Annotated in this window: 15 protein-coding genes and 1 tRNA gene; 10 read left to right on the forward strand and 6 right to left on the reverse strand. The window is 71.7% G+C overall.

Going from position 1 to position 21,033, the window contains the following annotated elements:
- Positions 1–103: 103 nt before the first annotated feature.
- Positions 104–2,251, forward strand: a complete 2,148-nt coding sequence (locus WMF19_RS25665; RefSeq protein ID WP_437901527.1) for a M3 family metallopeptidase — start codon at positions 104–106, stop codon at positions 2,249–2,251.
- A 136-nt stretch (positions 2,252–2,387) separates the two neighbouring features.
- Here the strand turns inward: WMF19_RS25665 and WMF19_RS25670 are convergent, their stop codons facing one another.
- On the reverse strand, positions 2,388–5,189 hold the full coding sequence (locus tag WMF19_RS25670; RefSeq protein ID WP_437901528.1) for a tetratricopeptide repeat protein: 2,802 nt from the start codon (positions 5,187–5,189) through the stop codon (positions 2,388–2,390).
- Between the two features lie 149 nt (positions 5,190–5,338).
- On the opposite strand from WMF19_RS25670, the gene WMF19_RS25675 reads away from it, so the two are divergent.
- Positions 5,339–5,644, forward strand: a complete 306-nt coding sequence (locus WMF19_RS25675) for a hypothetical protein (protein ID WP_437901529.1) — start codon at positions 5,339–5,341, stop codon at positions 5,642–5,644.
- A 14-nt stretch (positions 5,645–5,658) separates the two neighbouring features.
- Here WMF19_RS25675 and WMF19_RS25680 read toward each other — a convergent pair whose 3' ends face one another.
- Both WMF19_RS25680 and WMF19_RS25685 read right to left on the reverse strand, forming a co-directional pair.
- Positions 5,659–6,990, reverse strand: a complete 1,332-nt coding sequence (locus WMF19_RS25680; RefSeq protein ID WP_437322518.1) for a serine/threonine-protein kinase — start codon at positions 6,988–6,990, stop codon at positions 5,659–5,661.
- Complete coding sequence (locus WMF19_RS25685) at positions 6,987–8,210, reverse strand: FHA domain-containing protein (RefSeq protein ID WP_437322519.1); 1,224 nt, start codon at positions 8,208–8,210, stop codon at positions 6,987–6,989. Before WMF19_RS25685 ends, WMF19_RS25680 begins: the two co-directional genes overlap by 4 nt.
- A gap of 105 nt (positions 8,211–8,315) precedes the next feature.
- Here WMF19_RS25685 and pilB point away from each other — a divergent pair, with 105 nt between their 5' ends.
- From pilB to WMF19_RS25715, 6 genes are all read left to right on the forward strand, one after another.
- On the forward strand, positions 8,316–10,016 hold the full coding sequence (pilB, locus tag WMF19_RS25690) for a type IV-A pilus assembly ATPase PilB (protein ID WP_272093387.1): 1,701 nt from the start codon (positions 8,316–8,318) through the stop codon (positions 10,014–10,016).
- Between the two features lie 4 nt (positions 10,017–10,020).
- Positions 10,021–11,160: a type IV pilus twitching motility protein PilT gene (locus WMF19_RS25695; RefSeq protein ID WP_437901530.1), complete on the forward strand. Its 1,140-nt coding sequence runs from the start codon at positions 10,021–10,023 to the stop codon at positions 11,158–11,160.
- Between the two features lie 197 nt (positions 11,161–11,357).
- Positions 11,358–12,050, forward strand: a complete 693-nt coding sequence (gene lexA, locus WMF19_RS25700) for a transcriptional repressor LexA (RefSeq protein ID WP_437901531.1) — start codon at positions 11,358–11,360, stop codon at positions 12,048–12,050.
- 108 nt (positions 12,051–12,158) lie between these two features.
- Entirely contained in the window at positions 12,159–12,485 is a 327-nt protein-coding gene (locus WMF19_RS25705) for a DUF4398 domain-containing protein (RefSeq protein WP_012237102.1), read from the forward strand.
- An 8-nt stretch (positions 12,486–12,493) separates the two neighbouring features.
- A complete protein-coding gene (locus WMF19_RS25710) occupies positions 12,494–13,642 on the forward strand; it encodes an OmpA family protein (protein ID WP_272093390.1) in 1,149 nt (382 codons plus the stop codon).
- A 246-nt stretch (positions 13,643–13,888) separates the two neighbouring features.
- Positions 13,889–15,529: a hypothetical protein gene (locus tag WMF19_RS25715; RefSeq protein WP_437901532.1), complete on the forward strand. Its 1,641-nt coding sequence runs from the start codon at positions 13,889–13,891 to the stop codon at positions 15,527–15,529.
- A 279-nt stretch (positions 15,530–15,808) separates the two neighbouring features.
- On the opposite strand, the gene WMF19_RS25720 is transcribed toward WMF19_RS25715, so the two are convergent.
- Positions 15,809–16,174, reverse strand: coding sequence for a PilZ domain-containing protein (locus tag WMF19_RS25720; RefSeq protein WP_437322524.1), 366 nt, complete (start codon positions 16,172–16,174; stop codon positions 15,809–15,811).
- Positions 16,175–16,442: 268 nt separating this feature from the next.
- Here WMF19_RS25720 and WMF19_RS25725 point away from each other — a divergent pair, with 268 nt between their 5' ends.
- Together WMF19_RS25725 and WMF19_RS25730 are read left to right on the forward strand one after the other, a co-directional pair.
- Positions 16,443–18,059, forward strand: a complete 1,617-nt coding sequence (locus tag WMF19_RS25725; RefSeq protein ID WP_437901533.1) for a TIGR02266 family protein — start codon at positions 16,443–16,445, stop codon at positions 18,057–18,059.
- A 51-nt stretch (positions 18,060–18,110) separates the two neighbouring features.
- The gene (locus WMF19_RS25730; RefSeq protein WP_437901534.1) at positions 18,111–19,061 is read left to right on the forward strand and encodes a hypothetical protein; all 951 of its coding nucleotides are present in this window, start codon (positions 18,111–18,113) and stop codon (positions 19,059–19,061) included.
- 258 nt (positions 19,062–19,319) lie between these two features.
- Here the strand turns inward: WMF19_RS25730 and WMF19_RS25735 are convergent.
- Positions 19,320–19,391: transfer RNA gene (locus WMF19_RS25735), tRNA-Val, on the reverse strand.
- 388 nt (positions 19,392–19,779) lie between these two features.
- A complete protein-coding gene (locus tag WMF19_RS25740) occupies positions 19,780–20,979 on the reverse strand; it encodes a pyridoxal phosphate-dependent aminotransferase (protein ID WP_437322527.1) in 1,200 nt (399 codons plus the stop codon).
- Positions 20,980–21,033: the final 54 nt, after the last annotated feature.

Below are 21,033 nucleotides of genomic sequence, written 5' to 3' on the forward strand. Positions count from 1 at the left end.
CGAAGGCCGGCACCGCGCGCTCCGTCGTCGGCACACCCGCGGGAGCAGATCGCCGGCGGCTCCCCCCGGGCCTCCGCGCTCCCCGTGGTATAGCCCGACCGACATGAAGGTCGGCACCACACCCGCGCGCTCAGGGCTCCTCTCCCTTCTCCTGCTCGTCGCCTGCAACGCTGGCACCCAGACCGGTGAGGTCTCCTCGCCGGCCAGGACCGGCGGCGCCGCGCCGCAGGGGGCGACGTCGACGCCGGCGACGACCGCGCCGCCCGAGCCGACGCCGCGCGCCGAGTTCGATCCCGTGGCGCAGGGGCTCACCGTGGAGGGAGTGAAGCAGCTCTGCGACGAGCACCTGCGCGCAGCAGAGGGGCACCTCGCCGCGATCCGGGCGCTCCGAGGCGCGCCGCCGGAGAAGCTCACCTACGCCGCGACGCTCGGGCGGTTCGACGACGCCGCGCTCGAGGTGAACAGCGCGGGCGAGTTCCCATACTTGATGGGGGTCGCGCACCCGGACGCGGCGGTGCGAGAGGCCGCGAGGCTCTGCGAGCCGAAGGTCGACAGGTTCACGACCGCGATGTGGCTGGACGCCGATCTCGCCGCCGTCATCGAGGCGTACGCCGAGAGAGGCGACGCGCGCGAGGCGTTGAACGGTGAGCGCGCCCGGCTGCTCGCCGACGTCCTCCGCGACTTCCGCCGCAACGGGCTGTCGCTGCCGGTCGACCGACAGCAGCGCCTCCGCGACGTGAACGAGCAGATCACCCGCATCGGACAGGAGTTCATGTCGAACCTGTCCGCGTCGACCGCATCGATCGAGATCGCGCCCGCGTCCCTCCAGGGGCTGCCCAAGGAGTACGTGGCGAAGCACGCGCCGAAGGCGAACGGCAAGGTCGAGATCACCACCGACTACCCCGACTTCTTCCCGTTCGTCACCTACGCCAAGGACCGCAAGTCCGCGCTCGATCTCTACGTCCTGTTCACCAACCGCGGCGGCGAGAAGAACGTGAAGCTGATCGATCGCCTCCTCGCGCTCCGCTCCGAGAAGGCGAAGATGCTCGGCTACAAGAGCTGGGCCGACTACGCCATCGAGCCGCGAATGGCCAAGACGAGCGGCGCCGTGCGCGGCTTCCTCGACCAGGTCAGGGCCGCGCTGAAAGAGCCCGCCAAGGCCGAGTTCGCCGCGCTGATGAAGGAGCACGCGCGGCTCGGGGGAAAGCCGACCGACAAGCTCCCCCCCTCGGATCGCTACTTCCTCGAGGACCGTGTCCGCGCGTCCACGTACCAGTTCGACTCGCAGGCGCTCTCGGACTACCTCGAGCTCGGCGCGGTGAAGCAGGGGCTCATGGACATCACCGCGAGGATGTACGCCCTCGAGTACAAGGAGGTCCCCGCGAAGGCGTGGCACCCCGACGTGACGGCGTACGAGGTGCGCTCCGAGGGCAAGCTGATCGGCAAGTTCTACCTCGACCTCTACAGCAGGCCCGACAAGTACAAACATGCGGCGATGTTCGCCGTGCGGACGGCGAAGCTGCTCGACGACGGGTCGTGGCAGACCCCCGTCGCGGCGCTCGAGTGCAACTTCCCGAAGCCGGGGGCGCAGCCTGCGCTGATGTCCCACGAGGACGTGGTGACGTTCTTCCACGAGTTCGGGCACGTGCTGCACCACCTCCTGACGCGCTCGGAGCTGGCCTCCTATTCAGGGACGGCGACGGTGCGCGACTTCGTCGAGGCGCCGAGCCAGATGTTCGAGGAGTGGGCTTGGTCGCGCGAGGTGCTCGATCTGTTCGCGAAGCACCACGCGACCGGCGAGAAGATCCCGGACGCCCTCTTCCAGGCGATGACCCGCGCGCGAGGCTTCGGTCGAGCGCTCGCGACGCAGCGGCAGCTCACGCTCGCGTCGATCGATCTGGAGCTCCACACCCGCGATCCTGGCTTCGACGCGACCCTGGTCGTGGAGCAGGCGCAGCGCGCGAACGAGTCCTTCGCCTTCGTGAAGGGGACGCACCTCCAGTCGAGCTTCGGACACCTCATCACCTACGACGCGGGCTACTACGGCTACCAGTGGGCGCTGTCGCTCTCGCGCGACGTGCTCACCCGCTTCAAGAAGGAAGGCCTGCTGAACCCCGCCGTCGCGCGCGCCTTCCGCGACGAGGTGCTCGCGAAGGGCGGCGGCGTCGAGGCGGGAGCGCTCGTCGCCCGCTTCCTCGGTCGACCGCCGAGCCACGACGCGTACCTCGCTTACCTCCAGGGCAAGGAGTAAACGGGCCAGCCGCGGGGCGGACGCAGGGCTCGGCGACGCCAAGGCCTGCGCTGAGCGCTCGGCCACGGAGCGGCGGCTCGGCCGCGGAGCGGCGCAGGGGTCCGGCCATCCGTGACCGGAGGCCTGACGGGAAAGCTCAGGGCTCGATCGCGACGCCGAGCTCCTCGCGCAAGGCGTGGTAGGCGTCCGAGACCGTGAACGAGAGGAGATCGCCGATCTTCTCCTCGGCCGTCAGCACGCCCGGCGCGTCTCCCCGCGAAAGCGACGACGCCGCCACCGAGAGATCGCCGGTCAGCAGATAGCCGACCCGGGCCGCGCACCGCTCGACCGATCCCACCCAGTGCGCGAGATCAAGCGGCGCGCGGATCTCGTAGAGCTCGAACACAGCGGCCTCCAGGGCGTCGCGCTCGCTCTCCGTCAGGCGCTCGTCGAGGAGGGGCACCAGCGCGAGCACCGCGCCCTCGAGATCGGCGGGGACGAGCTCCGACGGCCTCGCCACCTTGACGGCCGCCGCCAGGCAGACGCCGAGCTCCTCTAGCGACGGGAAATGGAGCAGCAGCCGGTGCGGGCCGACGTGGTACGCGACGTGGCTGCCCACCAGGAACGCGAGCTCGGCCGCCGTCCTCCCGCGGAGCGCCTCGCCGCCGACGAGGACGCTCGGCTCTTCGACCGCCACCGCGGCGACCGCGATCGGCGCGTCCTTGCGGAGGTAGACCGCCGGCGAGGCGATCCCGAGACACCGGCTCGCCCACGAGAACAGGCGAACCACGCCCGCCGCGTTCCGCTCCGCGTCGGCGCGCGCGGCCGGATCGAGCTGGGGGACCCGCTTCTCCCGCACGCGCTGGGCGAACCGCGCGCGGATCGCCGCGCCGGCGACCGACGCGAGGACCTCCTCAAGGGCGCGATCGCGATCGTCCGCTCGCAGGAGGTCCCACGTCCCGACGCTCAGCCCGCGCGCAGGCTGGACGAGGCCCGCCGGGCGGTGCTCCTCGAAGATGAAGCGCTCCCGCGCCTCGGCCGCGCCGAGGTAAACAGCCACGCTCGCCGCGGACCAGGCCTGGTCGACCCGCCTCAGCTTCTGGAACGTGTCGAACAGGTCGTGAAACACCTGGACGTTGCCGGGATCGAGCACCGCAGCGGCCTGGAGGTGCGCGGCGGCGCGCTCGAGCCGGCCGGCGGTCCGCGCGAGCGACGCCGCGCTGAGCCGCCCCGGGACATCGTCCGGTCGCTCGTCCACCGCGCCCTCGAACGCCTCCAGCGCGGAGGTGGGATCCTCGAGGTGATCGCGGAAGAGCATGCCGAGGCGGCGGCAGAGCTCCCAGGTGACGTCGCTCCGGACGCGCAGGTCGGGGATGCGCTGCGCCCGATCGAGCATGCGCCGGTACGCGAGCTCAAGCTCGCCCCACTCCTGCCGCGCCGAGAGGAGGATCGCGATGAGCGAGAGCGGATCGAGGAACGTGGGATCTGCGTCCAGCGCGCGCTCGAGCAGCTCGATCCCGTCCCGCTCCCGCGTGACCTCGGTCAAGGTCGCGCGGGCCTCGCCTTGCATCGCGGCGCGCGCGAGCTCCAGGAGCGCGACCGCCCGCTGCCTCGGCTCCTCTATCCTCTCGATGAGGCAGCGGCGCGCCTCGATCGACGCATCGACGTCGCCCGCGCCCTGGTAGAGCCGGCCCAGGCTGCGCAAGACAGCGGCGTCGTCGGGGCGGAGCTCCCGCGCCCGCTCGAGGAGCTCCAGCGCGCGCGCCGGCTCTCCGGCGATGCTCTCCCAGCGCTCTGCGAACTGGACGAGGAACCCGAAGCGATCGCCGTCCCCCTCGACGCGCGTGAGCAGCCGCTCCTCCGCGATGCGCAGCCGGACGAAGTCGCGCCCGGTGAGGTGGAGCTCGACCAGGGCCTCGAGCGCGGGCCGGTGCTCCGGCGCGAGCGCGAGCGCCTTGTCGAAGCTCTCGATCGCCTCGCGGTGCCGCTCCTGGCGCCACCTGGTCTGGGCGATGCGCAGATGCACCTCCGCGCGCGCGTCCCGGTGCGCTACGCCGACGAGCGCGAGCGCCTTCCTGTACGCCGTGAGCGCGCCCTCCAGGTCCCCGGCGGCCGCGAGCATGTCGCCGGCCGCGAGGTACTGCGCGACCGGATCGTCCGGCGCCGGCGCCGGCGTGGTGGCGGCGTCCCGCTCGTCCGCGATGTCCAGCGGCGCGGCCTCGGTCCCCTCCGCCGGGGGCGCGCCCGGGGCGCCGCCGCGAGGGACGAGCACCGAGAAGGAGCCCTGCCCGCCCGTCCGCGCGAAGCACGGGATGGCGCCGGCGAGCTCGGTGTTCCCCTCCACGCGGCGGAAGATCGCCTCCGCGGTGAGGCCGCGCTCCGGCTCGGCCTCGTCGAGGTGCTCGACGAAGGCGCGGGTGAGCACCGACGGCAGATCCGCGTCGAGCGAGCCGATCGGGTGCGCCGCCACGAGGAGCTCGACCCCCGTCACGGAAGACGCCACCGCCTGCTCCGCGGCGGCGACGACGGCGCGCGAGGTCGCCCCGGGGCCGTGGTGGCACTCGAGGACGAACAGCACCTCGCCGCGCGCGCGATCGCGGAACACCGCGGCGATGTCGCCCAGCGCGTCGCCCAGGCCGGGGTTCTCGGGATCGAGGCAGAGGAAGAGCTCCCCGTCCGGCGACAGCGCGACCGCGCTGGAGGCGTAGAAGAGGAACAGGGTGGATGCATCGTCGCGCGCGGCGTCCTCCGCGTCGACCAGGGTCCTCCGCGTCGCGACCACCTCGTCGAACAGCGCGTCGAGCTGCTCCGCGAGATCCCGGGCGGGATCGACGTCGATCACCCGGAAGCCCGCGTCGTCCAGCGAGAGGCGGGCCCGGATGAGATCTCCGTCCAGCGAGCCGGGCGCCGGCCGCTGATCGCGGTGCAGGCTGGGCGTGGCGACGATGGCCAAGCGCATCAGGGCGCCCTCTTCCCGTTGCGTACGCGCATGCAGGCGAGCAATCTACCCAGGGCCGCGCCCGAAGCGAAGCGGGTTGCCATCCTGCGCCGCACCACGCCGCGGCGTGAGGTCCCCCGAACGAGAGATCGGCCCGGCAGAGAGCAGGCATGAGCGAAGGCAGGCGTCGTTGGTGGACGGAAGCACCCGGCAGCGCACGAGCAGCTCGCGCCGCGTCAGCCGCGTCAATTGCGCTCGCGGTCGCCCTCGCGACCGGCTGCGGGAGCGTGTGCGACGAGGCGACGGAGCACACCGAGGAGTGCGGCTTCCACGGCAGCGGCATCTCCGCCGAGGCGTCGTGCGACGGCCGCGTCCGGTGCGCGTCGGCGTGCGCGGCGGAGGCTCCCTGCGGCGCGTTCGATGGAACCGACGCGACCGCGTTCGATCGGTACCAGCGCTGCCTCGAAGATTGCTGAGCCCGCCGCTGCGCTCAGCGGGCGGCCCGGACGAGCGCGGCGCCGTCCGGCGGCCGGTCGTCGTCCGGGCCGAGGCACCGCAGCGACAGCTCCTTCCACGGGGCGAGCCCCTCGCCGCCGAGGGGCTCGAGGTGGAGGAGGACGTCCTCGAGCACGCGGCCGAAGCCGTAGACGTCATCGCGCGGATCGCTCGCCCGCCCGGCGAGCCGCTCGGGCGAGACGTACCCTGGGCTGCCGCCGGCCGACGGCGCGCCACGGGGCCTGGCCAGCCCGAAATCGGTGAGCACCGGCTCGCCGAGGTTGCGCAGGAGCACGTTGGCCGGCTTCACGTCCGCGTGGACGTAGCCGCGCTCATGGATGCGGGCGAGCGCGCGCGCGAGCGGACGCGCCCACCGCGCGATCGGCGCGAGCGCCGCCGCGTCGCCCGCGCGGAGCACGTCTTTCACCGACCCCCGCGCGATCCACTCGAGCGCGATCCAGCCCTCCTCGGGGTCCGCGTCGAACACCCGCACGACGCCGGGGCCCGCGAGCGCCGCGGCGAGCCGCACCTCGCGGGTGAGGTGCGCCCGGTCCCCGCCCCGCCCGTGGTAGACCTTGAACCCGATGCGCCGGCCGAGCGCCTCGTCCTCGGCCTCGTACACCGCGCCAGCGCCGCCGCGCGCCACCTCGCGGAGCAGGCGGAACGGGCTCTTGCCCGCCGAGGGCGCGACCACGGTCGCGTCGTCCACGCGGGCGACCGCGGCGGGCCGATCCGCGCCGAGCGCCGCCCGCCAGCGCTGGTGGCGCTCGCGCGCGCCCGGCGCGCCGATCTCCCGGACGAGCACCCGCTCGATCGCGCCGACCGCGCGCGGGAGCTGCCCCAGCGAGGCGTAGAGATCGGCCGCGAGGACGAGGCCTTCGGTCGAGGACACCGGCTGCGCGCGCGACGCGCCCCCGCGCTCGCGCGACGCGGCGCCCTCCAGCACGGCGAGCGCGCCCTGCTCGTCGCCCCGGGCCGCCAGCAGATCCGCGCAGGCCACGCGGATCGGATCGGGCAGCACCCGCTCCTCCATCGCCGCGACGAGGTGCGCCACGGCCTCGGCCTCCCGGAGCGTCCCGCGCGCCCGCCGGAGCACCGCGATCACCTCGTCCGTCGAGGGCCCTTCGCGCGTGCCGGAGCTCCGCAGGCGCGCGATGTCGTCGCCTTCGCGCGACGCGCGCGCCTGCGGCCGCTCCGCTCGCGCCGGATGCGCGCCGCCCCCGACGTCCGCCCCGCCCGGCGCGGCGCCGCCGCTCGCGTCCGCCGGCGCACCGCCGTCCGCCGCGGCGCCGCCGAGGCGCTCCTTGAGCCGGCGCCACAGGCTCACGCCGGGCCGCCCTCGGCGCCGCCGCGCCGGATCGACGTCGCCTCGCCGGCGGGGGGCAGCCGGAAGACCGCCGTCCCCCCGCGCGCCGAGGCGATCGCGTCGCCCGCGCAGAGCTCGACCGACGGCGCGAGCTGGTAGTCGCCGAGGAACGGCGGCGGCGCCCCCGGCGGCGTCTTCAGCGCGACGAAGGACGATGCCCCCGCCCGATCGAGGCGGATCCGCCAGGGGCCGACCGGCAGATCTCCGAGCGGCGCCGTGAAGCGATCGCCCGCGATCTCCACCACGCACCCCTCCCCGGTCCCCTGCGCGATCGCGCACGGCACCTCCCCGCCGAGCAGGAGCTGCACGCCGCGGCCGACGGGCAGCGGCCCCGTGAGCCGCGCGCCCGCCAGCGTCGTGCCGTTGCGCGTCCCGAGATCCTCGACCTCGACGCCGGACGGGCCGCGCCGGATCCGCACGTGCGTCCTGCTGACGGCGCGGGACGCGATGACGATGGTCGCCTCGCCGCGGCCGATCGTGACCTCGTCGCCGAGCGCGCACCGCAGGAGGGCGCCGCCGAGCTCGAGCGAGAGGATCGGCCCCGAGAGGAGCCGCGCGCGGATCGCGCGCAGGGCGTCGGCCACCTGCTCGCCGCCGCGGTTCCCCGCGATCCAGGCCTCGGCCACCCCGATCGCCTCGCGGCGCTCCGCCATCCGGTCGAGATCCGCGATCGACCGCAGGACCGCGGCGAGCTCTCGCTGGTCCCTCTCGACGGTCATCGCGGAGCGGAGCCGCTCCTCGAGCCGCTCGATCGCGCCCGCCGCGGCCAGCACCCGCGTCTCGGACTCGGTGTCGCCCACCAGGGCGTACGCGTCGGCCGCGCGCTCGAGCTCGCCCGCCTCCTCGAGCTCGCGCGCGACGGCCAGCGCCTCGCTCCGCATCACGCTCGCGCCCCGCGCGCGCACCAGGTCGAACGCGAGCAGCGCCTTGCGCCCGAGCGCCGCGCGCTTGAGCTCCGGGCTCTCCGCCATGCGGGACGCCGACGCGCAGAAGGCGATCCGCTTCTCGACGCTCCGCTCGGCGTCCGCCCGGAGGAGGAGGACCCGGGCCGCGTCGTCCGGCATCCCGGCGTCGAGGTACAGCTCGACCGCCCCCGCGAGATCGCCGGCGAGTTCCTTGGCCTCGGCCGCCCTGCGTCGGCTGTCCCCCCGCCTGAGCCCGAACCACTCAAAGAGACTCACGCAGCGCCATCCTCGCCACCATCCGACATCCTACCCTTGATGCGCGCCGGCCCCAACCGCCAGCGTTGACTCCCTTCCTCGTCACCCGCAGGATTTGCCGCCTCGATGTCGACAACGAACCGCCTCGGCGAACTGCTCGTCCGCGAAAAGCTCATCAGCCTCCAGCAGCTCAGGCAAGCCCAAGAGGAGCAGCGCAAGACAGGTCAGAACCTCGGGTACGCGCTCGCCAAGCTCGGGTACATCTCCGACGGAGAGATCACGAGCTTCCTCTCGACGCAGTACCGCGTCCCGGCCGTCGCCCTCGACGAGTACGAGATCGACGCGGAGGTCTCGCGCCTCGTCTCGCGGGACGTCTGCGAGAAGCACAAGATCATCCCCATCTCCAGGTCGGGGACGGCGCTCGTCGTGGCGATGGCCGATCCGACGAACCTCCACGCGATCGACGACATCAAGTTCCTCACGGGCTTCAACGTCGAGCCCGTCGTCGCGTCCGAGACCGGCATCACGGAGGCGATCGAGCGCGCCTACAACGTCGGGCCCTCCTACGACGAGGTGCTGAGCGAGTTCGGGGAGGAGGAGGTCGGCTTCCAGGTCGAGGCCGACGACGTGAACGTCCTCGAGCTGGAGAAGGCCGCCGAGGGCGCGCCCGTGGTCCGGCTCGTCAACGCGATCCTCCTGAACGCCATCAAGAAGGGCGCGAGCGACATCCACGTCGAGCCGTACGAGAAGAAGCTCCGCGTGCGCTACCGCATCGACGGCGTGCTGATGGAGGAGATGCAGCCGCCGATCAAGCTGAAGAACGCGATCTCGAGCCGCCTCAAGATCATGAGCTCGCTCGACATCGCCGAGCGGCGGCTCCCGCAGGACGGCCGCATCAAGCTGAAGATGGGCAGGGGCCGGGAGATGGACTTCCGCGTCTCGGTGCTCCCGACGCTCTGGGGCGAGAAGATCGTCCTCCGCCTCCTCGACAAGTCGAACCTGCAGCTCGACATGGCGAAGCTCGGCTTCGATGCGAAGCCGCTCGCGGACTTCAAGTGGGCGATCGGCCAGCCGTGGGGCATGGTCCTCGTCACCGGCCCGACCGGCTCCGGCAAGACGACGACCCTCTACTCGGCGCTCTCGGAGCTCAACCAGATCGGCTCGAACATCAGCACCGCCGAGGACCCTGTCGAGTACAACCTGCACGGCATCAACCAGGTGCAGATGCACGACGACATCGGGCTGAACTTCGCGATGTCGCTGCGGTCGTTCCTCCGGCAGGACCCGGACATCATCATGGTCGGCGAGATCCGCGACTTCGAGACGGCCGAGATCGCGGTCAAGGCCGCGCTCACCGGCCACCTCGTGCTCTCGACGCTGCACACGAACGACGCGCCGTCGACGATCTCGCGCCTCCTCAACATGGGCGTGGAGCCGTTCCTCATCACCGCCAGCGTGAACCTCGTGCTGGCCCAGCGCCTCGCGCGCAAGATCTGCCCCGACTGCCGCGTCCCGCTGAAGGTCGACGCGAGGGTGCTCCTCGACTTCGGCTTCACCGAGCAGCAGGTGGCGCGCGCGGAGCTCGTCCGCGGCGCGGGCTGCAAGACGTGCAACGGCTCGGGCTACAAGGGCCGCGTCGCGCTCTACGAGGTCATGCGCTTCACCGACGCGCTGAAGGAGATGGTCCTCCAGGGCGCGTCCACGGCCGAGCTCAAGGCCGCCGCGATCAAGGGCGGGATGCTGACCCTCCGGATGAGCGGGATCGAGAAGGTGCTCGCGGGCGTCACCACGACCGAGGAGGTCGGCCGCGTGACGATGGGGGACTGAGCGCATGACCACCGAGCTCGTCGGACAGCAGGAAGGCCTCCGGTACACGCTCCAGCAGCTCCTCCGCGCGATGGTGGAGAAGGGCGCGAGCGACATGCACATCACGAGCGGCACGCCGCCGCTCCTGCGCATCGACGGCACGGTGGTGCCGCTGAAGCTCCCGCCGCTCATGCCGAGCGACACGAAGCAGCTCTGCTACTCGGTGCTGAGCGAGGAGCAGGTGGCGGCGTTCGAGCAGCGCAACGAGCTCGATCTCTCGTTCGGCATGAAGGGGCTCGCCCGCTTCCGCGCCAACATCTACATGCAGCGCGGCGCCGTCGCGGCCGCCTTCCGGCAGATCCCCTTCCGGATCATGAACTTCGACGAGCTGGGCCTGCCGCCGGTCGTGCTCGACATCACGGCCAAGCCGCGCGGCCTCGTGCTCGTGACGGGCCCGACGGGCTCGGGCAAGACGACCACGCTCGCGAGCATCATCGACAAGATCAACGCGGAGCAGCGGCTGCACATCCTCACGATCGAGGATCCGATCGAGTACCTGCACCCGCACAAGCTGTCGCTCGTGAACCAGCGCGAGATCGGCTCCGACACCGCGTCGTTCAAGGACGCCCTGCGGTACGCCCTGCGCCAGGATCCGGACGTCGTGCTCGTCGGTGAGATGCGCGACCTGGAGACCGTCGAGTCGGCGCTGACGATCGCCGAGACCGGCCACCTCGTCTTCGCGACGCTCCACACGAACTCGGCGATCTCGACGATCAACCGCATCATCGACGTCTTCCCGCCGCACCAGCAGTCGCAGGTGCGCCAGCAGCTCTCGTTCACGCTCGTCGCCGTGATGACGCAGCTCCTCCTGCCGCGCGCGAACGGCCCGGGGCGCGTCATGGCGATGGAGGTGATGATCCCGAACGCGGCGATCCGGAACCTCATCCGCGAGGACAAGCTCCACCAGATCTACTCGCAGATGCAGGTGGGGCAGGCCGGCAGCGGCATGCAGACGATGGCCCAGTCGCTCGTGTCCCTCTACCAGCGCCGGATGATCACGATGGAGGAGGCGTTCGCCGCGGCCGCCGACGCCGACGAGATCCGGGCGATGCTGGAGCCCCGTCAGGCGATGAGCTCACGGAACAACGCCCCGAAGCAGCCTTGACCACAGCGGGCCCCTGCCCTTCGGTTCACCCTGCACGCTCGACGCGCCTCGGGGCTCACGGCGCGGCGCGGCGGGAGGCGGACGGACGGACGGACGAGCGCCGCTGGCATCCAGAAATTCGCAGCAAAATCGAGCCCCTGGCGAGAGGGCTCCACACTTTTTTGACATCTACCCAACCGTTCAGTAGGTTCCGCCCGATGCAGGGGCTCACCGAGCGACAACAGCAGGTGCTTCACTATATCCGGCAGTCGATCAGCGAGCGCGGGTACCCGCCGACGCTGCGCGAGATCGGCGCGCATATGGGGATTCGCTCGACGAACGGGGTGAACGATCACCTCCGAGCGCTCGAACGCAAGGGCTACCTCACGCGCGAGGACATGAAGTCGCGCGCGCTCCGCCCGCGGGATCTCGACGGCGCGGGCCCCGGCGGCGGCGCCGATCTCCGCGGCGCGCTCGTGAACGGTGGGAACGACGCCCCTGCGAACGACCAGGAGGACGACCTCGTCGAGATCGCGGTCGTCGGCCGGATCGCCGCGGGCCTGCCCGTCCTGGCCGAGGAGCACGTCCTCGATACGGTCCGGATCGAGCGCACGCTCGTGCGCGGCGGGCGCGAGGTGTTCGGCCTGCGCGTCACCGGCGACTCGATGATCGAGGCGGGCATCTTCAGCGGCGACTACATCTTCGTGCGCCGGCAGCTCACCGCGCAGCGCGGCGACATCGTGGTGGCGCTGATCGGCGACGAGGCGACCGTGAAGTACTTCTTCCCCGAGAAGGACTACGTGCGCTTCCAGCCGGCGAACGCGGCGATGGCCCCGATCCTGGTCCGGGCGAGCGACTTCAAGCCCGCGATGCTCCTGGGCGTGGTCGTCGGCGTCTACCGGAAGCTCTGACCTCACACTTCCCTTCCCCGAGCCGGTTGACGTGCGCCGAGCGGCCTTGATAGCGTCGCGACGGCCGGGCAGACGGTCTTAGGTGCCCGCTCCAGAAAGAACGCGATCGTGACGACGCACGGGCGGCGATTCGGGACTTGGATTTCAGGCGCGGGCATGGTGCTCGCGGCGGCCCTCACGGGCGGCTGCGGCGGTACCCTCTACGCGTTCACCGCGAACTCGGCCTCGAGCAAGCTCGAGACGGCCGAGGCGCTCGGCGCAGAGAAGTATGCGCCGTACGAGTACTACACCGCGCGCGAGCACCTCTGGAAGGCTCGGGAAGAGGCCGCGGCCGCCGACTACGGCGACGCGATCGACTTCGCCGACGTCGCAGAGGAGTACGCGGACAAGGCGATCACCCTAGCGAAACAGGCGCACGAGGGCGCGGGTCGATGAGCATTGGAATGACGCGCCGCAGTTCCCGCCGCGCCCGTCGCGCAGGCGCCGTCGCTCTCGTGGCGATCGCCGGGGCCGCCTTCTCGTGCACGCAGGTGCCGGTCATGCGCGGCGACATCGAGGCGCTGACCACCATCGCGAAGCAGGCGGAGCGCAACGGCGCGCTCCGCTGCGCGCCGCGCGAGCTGGCGATGGCGAAGTCGCACCTGTCGTTCGCCTCGGTCGAGCTCGATCAGGGCTTCTTCGTCCGGGCCAAGGAGCACCTCGACATCGCGAAGGCGAACACGCACGCCGCGTACGACCTCTCGCCGCCGCAGAAGTGCGCCGAGCGCGGGTTCGTCGAGGAGGCGCCGCCGCCCAAGCCCGGAGACTGCGACGGCGACGGGCTGCTCGATCCGGACGACAAGAAGTGTCCGTGCGACGCCGAGACCTGGAACGGCTTCCAGGACGATGACGGCTGCCCGGACGATCCGGACACGGACGGCGACGGCCTGACGGACAGCAAGGACAGCTGCGTGCTCCTGCCCGAGGACAAGGACGGCTACCTCGACGAGGACGGCTGCCCCGAGGTCGACAACGACCTCGACACGATCCTCGACGCGAACGACAAGGACAGCACGGGCAAGAACTGCGCGAACGATCCGGAGGATCCGGACGGCTACGAGGACGCCGACGGCTGCCCCGAGCCGGACAACGACCAGGACACCGTGGTCGATCTCGAGGACCAGTGCCCGAACGAGCCGGGCGTGGTCGGCGGCGACAAGCCGGGCTGCCCGAAGAAGCCGAGCCTTGTCATCGTCACCGAGAAGGAGATCAAGATCACGCAGCAGATCCACTTCGAGTTCGACAAGGACAAGATCCGGCCCGAGAGCTTCCCGATCCTCGACGCCGTGGTGGAGGTCCTCCAGCAGAACCCGAAGATCAAGATCGAGATCCAGGGGCACACCGACAACAAGGGCGCCGCGGCCTACAACAAGAAGCTGTCGGATCGGCGTGCGGCCTCGGTGAAGAAGTACCTGGTGGCCAAGGGCATCGACGAGGCCCGGCTGACATCGAAGGGGTACGGCATGGAGCAGCCGATCGTGCCGAACACGTCCGACCAGAACCGCGCCCTGAACCGGCGCGTGCAGTTCGTCCGCACGGAGGGCGCGCAGTAGTCCAGCCGTCACGGGGGCACCGCCTGGCGTGTCGGGGTACGGTCGCTCTCGACCGCGCAGTCCAGGGGGCCGGACCCGGCCCCCTCATCCTGAAAGCAAGAGCCCCTCCCCAGCACACCCTGGAGGTCAGAACCCGTGTTTTTCCGTCGTTCACGCCGCGCTCGCCTCGCGTCTGCACTGACTTCGCTGTGGATCCTCGGCGCGCCGGCGGTCGCCGGCGCCGCCGGCGAAAAGGACGCGGAGGCGATGAAGCTGCACAACCAGGCGATGGACGATGACTACCTCTCTGTCGAGTTCGACAAGGCGGAGAAGAAGCTCAAAGACGCGCTAAAGAAGTGCGACAAGAACGCCTGCTCGAAGTCGGTGGTCGGCAAGCTGCACATCGCGCTCGGCACGGTGTACGGCGGCGGCAACAAGCTCGATCAGGCCAAGGCCGAGTTCGTGCTTGCGCTCCAGGCCGATCCGAAGGCGGCGCTCATCGACGCGCTGACGACGACCGAGCTGGCCCAGGCGTTCAAGGAGGCGCAGGCCGCCGGGAAGGCCGGGAAGGCTTCGGGCGACGGCGGCGGCAAGGCCACGAAGGCTGCGGCGGGCGACGTTCCCCACACGCCGGTGGCGGAGCAGGCGGTGAACACGCCGGTGCCCGTGTATGTCGAGATCCCGGACGAGATCGACGCGTCCAAGGCGACGGTCCGCTACAAGCCGTTCGGCTCGCCCAAGTGGAAGTCGCTCGAAATGAGGCGCCTCGAGAGCGGCTTCGGCGTGGAGATCCCCTGCGAGGATGTCACGACGACCGGCGATATCCGGTATTTCGTCATCCTGAGGGACGAGGCGGGCGATCCGGTGGGCACCGCCGGCTCGATGCAGGCCCCTCACCGGGTGCCGATCAAGAACGAGATCGAGCACGAGCCGTCGCTGCCTGGCCAGGAGCCGCCGAAGCGGTGCGCCGCGAAGGAGGATTGCCCGCCAGGCCTGCCTGGCTGCCCCGAGGCCGGCGGCAAGCGCGGGGACAAGACCTGGGGCGCGGCCTGCGAGGCGACCGAGGAGTGCCAGTCGGGGCTCGCCTGCGTGAACGGGACCTGCGAGCAGGGGAGCGACGAGGGAGGCGGGGCGTCGAAGGGCAAGAGCAAGGGCAACCGCAACGTGGTCGGCGTCTCCGGCCAGCTCGACCTGCTCCTGGTGCGCGGCACGGATTACGTCTGCTCGGGCAGCGACGCCGCCTACGCCTGCTTCTATCCGGGCGGCGACGGCCGGCAGTTCTACGGCGAGCCCGCGGATCTCGAAGGAACGAACGGGGTCAAGGGCGGCCTGAGCCTCGCTGGATGGCGGGTGATGCTGTCGTACGATCGGCAGCTGTTCTCGGATCTGTCGCTGCTCCTCGGCGTACGGGTCGGATTCGCGTTCGGCGGCTCGCCGTCTTCCAAGAACGGTCCGAACCCGTGGTCGGACGGGGCGGGCAATGAGCTGCAGAACCCGCATCTCCAGGCGCTCAGCTTCCTGCCGCTCCATGCGGAGCTCCGCGCCACGTATTTCCTCCTGGGGGATCGGATTGTCGAGAAGGGCGGGTTCCGCCCCTACGCCTTCGTCTCGCCCATCGGGCTGGCCCAGGTGAACGCCTCGGTGCCTGTGGATGTGTGCGATCGCCGCACCGAGGAAGGGGATCCTCTGAGCACCAGCAGCAGCAACAGGTGTCCGGCGAACACCCGCTACGTCGAGAATCTCGATGCCTACCAGATCACCGGGCGGAACTTCTCGGCGCTAGGCGCCGGTGTGGTCTATGGCATCACCCAGAACTTCGGCGTGTCCGCCGAGATGAAGGTGATGCTGATGTGGCCAACGCTCGGCCTCGTCCTGGCCCCCACCGTCAGCCCCGTGTTCGCCTTCTAGCACCGTCTCCCGCACACCCGAGCCCCTCCCCCTCCCGGCCGCCGCAGCGCGGGGGCCACCCGCACAGGAGACGGGCCCATCTCGGCATTTCGGCGCGCAGACGCATTCACGCAGGCCGAGCCCCTGCGCCCCCGTTCCCCCGTTCCAGCCGCTGCGCGGGGGGTCGCCCGCACAGGAGACGGGCCCAGATCGGCGTTTTCGGCGCGCAGGCGTACTCACGTACGCCGAGCACCGAAAGCGCCGAGATGGGCCCGTATCCGAAGCGGGCGCCCCCCCGCGCTAGAGGTCGAAGTGTTCGGTGCCGAGCAACTGGTAGAGGCCGTAGAGCGACCCGGCGTCGTGGTGCTCGAAGCGAACGCCCGCGCGCGCCGGCCGGCCCGCCGCGCCGCGGCGGATCCAGGCGATACGACCGCGGAGGCTCAGCGGATCCCACAGGTTCGGGGCGGTGACCTCGAGCGTCACCGACGCCTCGGGATCCAGGAGCTCCGACGCGAGCTGGGCCTCGGACAGCTCGATGCCGGCGCCGCCCAGCCCCAGATCGCGGATGCGAACGCCGTGCTCCTCGACCGACTGCCGATCGCGCAGCGTCGCCCCAAGATCGACGCGTCGCCTCGCGTGAACGCGAAAGTGGTCCCGGACAGCCATCCTGGCGCATTCTCCAGTCGACGCGAACATATCACGAGAGACGCGCGCACACGCTCGGTTCGCCATGCCCTGCGGCGCAGGGGCGCGGGCTCGGGCGCGGTGACGCTCGCCGCGCGCCGCGCGAACAGCATGCTCGCCCGGTGGCCCATGGCTGCGTTCGGTAAAGCGACCGTCACGTGTTAGCCTTTGGGCTTCGCGGCGAACCTTGGGTAACATGCGGACCACATCCGCTGGAGCGAGTCGCGAAGTAGACGGGAGTTCTACCCTGATGGCCCAGGACACACGCAAAGATCCGCGAGCGAGAGTGCTGCAGATGACCGTCCGCTACAAGAGCGCCACGGTCGACGAGTTCATCGAGCACCACTCGCATGACGTGAGCCGTGGCGGCATCTTCATCAAGACGCCGTCGCCCTTCCCCGCTGGCACGCTGCTCAAGTTCGAGATCCGTCTGCAGGACGAGCAAGCCGTGATCGCCGGCGTCGGCCGCGTCGTGTGGAAGCGCGAGCCCGCGCAGGCGAGCGACGCGCACCCGGCGGGCATGGGCGTGAAGTTCATCAAGATCGACGAGAAATCCAAGGCTGTGATCACCCGGCTCGTCGACGCGCAGGCAGGCGCCGGGTCGGCGTTCGAGGCCGGCATCACCGACCGTGCGGATCTGGGCGACGACGTGCAGGAGATCACGGCCCCGTCGGCGACCGCGAGCGCACCGCAGGCCGAGCCCGCGCCCGCCAAGACAGCGCAGGCGCAGGTGAAGCGGGCGTCGACGATGCTGGGGCTCGGCTCGATCGGGGCGAAGGGCGACGCGGGCAAGGGCGAGGCGAAGAAGGCCGACGCCGCGGAGGGCGGCAGCTTCTTCCCGCAGACGAACCCCGAGAAGGAGATGCCGCCGCCCGACGAGCGGACGATGATGAAGCAGGCGGCCGAGCTGCTGAAGCAAGCGCTCGCCGACGCCGGCGGCTCGCTGGACGAGATCGGCCCGTCCAAGGAGCCGCTCATGGCCGCCCCGCCGAAGAAGGCCGAGCCCGCTCCGGCGCCGAAAGAGGAGCATGTCAGGCCGCTGGCCGAGCCGGCGGCCATACCGGTCCCTGCTGTCGCTCAGCTGGTGAACGAGCGAGAAGCACGGGAGGACGCGCCCGCGGCCGAGGTGAGACCAGCGAAGGCGGCAGCGGCCAGGAGGCCGGCCGAGGTCGCGGACAGGGCGCCGGCAGACGATCTGCCCGGCAAGGCTGCGCGCCAGGAAGCAAAGGAGCCGGACGATCAGGCAAAGGTGAAGCCGGCGTCCGCCAGGCCGAAGGAAGACAAGGCGGCCACGGTCAAGCCCGCGCCCGCGGCCCAGGCTCCGCTCGCACAGGAAGAGGAGAGCAGCGGCACCGGGCGGCTGCTCACGATCCTGCTGGTCGCGGCGGCGCTCTGCGGCGCGCTCTGGCTCGTCTTCGGGCAGAGCGACAAGCCCCCTGCGACCCCGCCGGCCGCGCCGGAGCAGCCCGCGGCGAAGCCTGCCGCTCCGGCGGAGAAGCCTGCCGCTCCGGCGGAGAAGCCTCAGCCGACGGAGGCCGTGCCCGCAGCGACGGACAAGGCTCCGCCCACCGGGACGGCGGCGCCCACGACGACCGCCGAACCGCCGGCGGCGCCGGCGGCGAACGCCACCGCGCCCGTCGGGGCGACCGCGGAGCCTGCGGCGCCCAAGGCGACGGCGGAGCCTGCGGCCCCGGCGACGGCGGAGCCCGCGGCGCCCAAGGCGACGGCGGAGCCTGCGGCGCCCGCCCCGACGCCAGAGCCCGCGGCCCCCACGGCGACGGCGGCGCCCGCGGCGCCCAAGCCGGCGGCCCCCAGGCCCAGGCCGGCCGCGCCGAAGCCGCCGAAGAACGACGATCCCTACGGTTGATGACCAGGCCGCGGGTCCTCCGCGGGAGAGGCAGCTGCGATGAGCGGCTCGGTGAGTCACGTCGGTGAATCAGGGCTGGGCCGCCCGAAGACGGCTGCCACGCTGGCCGCGCTGGGCCTGCTGGCCGCGACCGGGCTCGTCTGCGGCGCGGTAGCGCTGCGCGATCCGACGGTCGTGACGGCGCTCGAGCGGGACGCCGGTGCCTCGCCGGCCCCTTCGCCGGCCGCTGCACCCAGCAGCAGCGTCCGCGAGAGCAGCAGCGCGCCGGCCCCCGAGCCGGCGCCGGCGCTCGCGCCCGCGGAGCCCGAGGCCCCGGCGAAGGCGCCGCCTGCCCGCGCTCAGGCCGCGGAGCTCGAGAGCGCCCAGGCCGCGGGGAGCGCGGCGCTCGGCTCGCTCGCGCAGCGGTATCCGGAAGATCCCGCGGTCCTCCGGGCGCTCGCGGTCGCGCAGGCGCGGGAGAAGGCGATGGCGGCCGCGCTGCTCACGGCGCAGCGGCTGTTCGAGTTCGCTCCCGAGGAGGCCGGGAACGACGAGCTCAAGCAGATCATCCTGAGGGCAGCGAACGGCACCCCGGACCTCGCCCTCACGGCGTTCGATCTGATGGCCAAGCACATGGGAAGCCGCGGTCCCGACCTGCTCTATGAGGTGGTGACCGCGCCGAAATTCGGCGATTGGCCCAGGGACCACGCGAGCACACGGCTGATCGAGAGCAGCGTGCGGCAGCTCGCGTCGCCGGCGCTGCTCGTGGCCGACGATCTGCGCCGCCTCACGGACTGCCCCACCAAGGCGATGCTCGCCAGGGTGCGCGAGGAGGGCGATATCCGCGCGCTCCATTACATCAAGGCGCTGGGCACCCCCCAGCCATGCCGGGGCCATCGGACGCGCAAGTGCCTCAGGTGCGGCCCCCTCCAGAAGGAGCTTCGAGCGACGGCCAGCGCCATCGAGAAGCGCAGGAACGACAAAGCGGCCGCTGCGCCGCCCGCAGCGAGCGCCGCTCGCTGACGCCTTCACCTCGCCAACCCCGGAGCGGCCTGCGCTCCTTGCGCCCCTCGCTTCGCCGGCTTCACGCGTCAACGTGACGGCGCCGAGCGGCCTCTCGCCCGCCATCCCCACAAAGCTGCCGGCACGAAGGGAATGCCTCGCCACGGCCGCGTGGGCGGCTCGATGCTCCGAAGCAGCCGCTCAATACCTGATGGGAGCGGCACAGCCACGCAGACAGCTCGACGCGTGGAACCAGCTCACCAGGGGAGCGAATCGGGGTGGGCGCAGCAGGACTTGAACCTGCGACTTCGTCCGTGTGAAGGACGCACTCTACCGCTGAGTTATGCGCCCGATGCCAGCCGGTTGTCACCCGGCCGTTTCGGAAAGACGTGGCGCTTTTAACCCAACCATCGGCGTTCGACAAGAAGAACTCGCTGGCGATGTCGAAGTTCTTCGCGGCGCTCGGGCAGCCCCGGAGCCGGCGGCCCGTGGGGTAGGCCCGGAACTGGCGGGTCGCCGCTGAAGGCGCGTTGGCGACCGCGGCCAGCGAGCCGGCCGCGGAGCCCGCGCGCGCCGGTTGCGCGCCAGCCATCAGCGACCGGGGCGCGGAGCCAGGCGGGCTGCCGCGTCCGCGCGGCGTCGCGGTCGAGCGAGCGGGGACGGGCGCCGCTGCCCTTCGAGCGCGCGTGGGCACCGGCGCAGACCGGCGCAGCGCGACTCGCGCATCGGACGCGCGCGGTCAGTCGAGCGTCGCGACGGCGCGCCGGAGCGCGGCGAGGCCTGCTTCGATGTGATCCTCGTCGCAGGCGTACGAAAATCGAAGGTACCCAGGCGCGCCGAAGGGGGTGCCGGCGACCGCGGCCACGTGCGCCTGCTCGAGCATCCACGTCGCCACGTCCTCGTCGCTCGCGAGCGTCGTCCCCTGGAAAGCGCGCCCGCAGAGCCCGCGCACGTCGGCGAAGGCGTAGAACGCGCCCTCCGGCATCCTGCAGCGCACCCCGGGTACGGCGTTGAGCCCCTCGACCATCAGCGCGCGCCGCCGGGCGAACGCCGCACGCATCGCGAACACCGCGTCGCGGGGCCCGTTCAGGGCGGCGACAGCGGCCGCCTGGGAGACGGCCGCCGCGTTCGTGGTGCTCTGACCCTGGACCACGTCGAGCGCCCTCGCGACCTCGGTCGGCGCGATGCTCCAGCCGATCCGCCAGCCCGTCATGGCGAAGGTCTTGCTGACCCCGTCGACGACGATCACCCGCGGCGCGAGGTCCTCCGCGAGGGCGGGGAGCGACGCGTGCCGGAACCCGTCGTAGGTGAGATCGGCATAGATCTCGTCGACGATGATCCAGCAGTCGTGGCGCCGCAGCACGCCCAGCAGCGGGAGCAGGTGCTCCTCCGCATACGCCGAGCCGGTCGGGTTGGAGGGCGTGCACAGGATGATCGCCTTCACCCGCGGAGAGAGCGCGGCCTGGAGCGCGTCCGCCGTGAGGCGGAAGCCCATCTCCTCGGTCGTGCTGGCGATGACCGGCGTGGCGCCGACGAGGCGCACCTGCTCCGGGTAGCTCACCCAGTAAGGCGCCGGGATGACGACCTCGTCTCCCGGCTCGAAGAGCGCGGTCGCGAGGTTGAACAGCGCGTGCTTCGCGCCGCAGCTCACGGTGACCTGGCTCGGCAGCGGCCGCCAGCCGCGGTGCTGCTCGGTCGCGGCGCAGATCGCCGACTTCAGCTCGGAGGTGCCGGACACGGCCGTGTAGTGGGTGGCGCCGGCGTCCAGCGCCGCCTTCGCCGCGATGCGAATGTGCTCGGGCGTGTCGAAGTCAGGCTCGCCCACGCCGAAGGAGTAGACCCTGTGCCCGTCGGCGCGGAGGCGCGCCGCCCTCGCCGCCATGGCGAGCGTTGCACTGGGCGCGACGGCCGACAGACGGTCAGCGAGCTTCGTGGGCATCGAGACACTGAGAAATAAAGGGCGGACCGAGATAACGCAAGGCGCTGCCGCTCC

Origin of the sequence: Sorangium sp. So ce124 (assembly GCF_051525235.1) — a bacterium.
Lineage (GTDB): Bacteria > Myxococcota_A > Polyangia > Polyangiales > Polyangiaceae > Sorangium > Sorangium atrum.